The 386-nt window shown below is 65.5% G+C and carries 1 pseudogene; it reads right to left on the bottom strand.

Annotation, left to right across the window (positions count from 1 at the left end):
- Window positions 1–93: 93 nt before the first annotated feature.
- Window positions 94–386: pseudogene (locus tag JWG43_RS21210) on the bottom strand (M13 family metallopeptidase N-terminal domain-containing protein); the annotation flags it as partial.

The raw sequence follows: 386 nt of genomic DNA, 5'->3' as shown, positions 1-386 counted from the left end.
GCGTCTTGCCGCGGAAGTCGAAGCGGGCATCGACGAAGGCCTTGGACAGATAGGGGCTGGCCTGATCGACGACGTTGAACGCCTGCCAGGCCTTCAGCGTCTCAATGGGGTGTCGGCGAACACTTGGGCGATGGCGGGAATGGCGGTGTTTTCCATCAGCACCAGGGTGTCGACGTCCGACACCTGGGCGCCTGCCAGGAAGCCGGCCCAGTCGAAGCCGGGAGCCAGGGTCGCCAGGTCCGAGGCCTTGGCCGGGTTGTACAGCTTGTCGATCTGGCGACGCTCGACCGTCGTCCACTGCTTGTCGGCGACCTTGGTTTCGAAAGCGAGGATGTCGGCGGCAGTCTTGTCCGGATCGGCCCAGCCGATGGCGGTCAGGGTGGTCG

Source organism: Desulfobulbus alkaliphilus, assembly GCF_016918545.1.
GTDB classification, from domain to species: domain Bacteria; phylum Desulfobacterota; class Desulfobulbia; order Desulfobulbales; family Desulfobulbaceae; genus Desulfobulbus; species Desulfobulbus alkaliphilus.
Note: the sequence above shows the minus strand (reverse complement) of the source record. Positions and strands in the feature narration are given on the sequence as shown.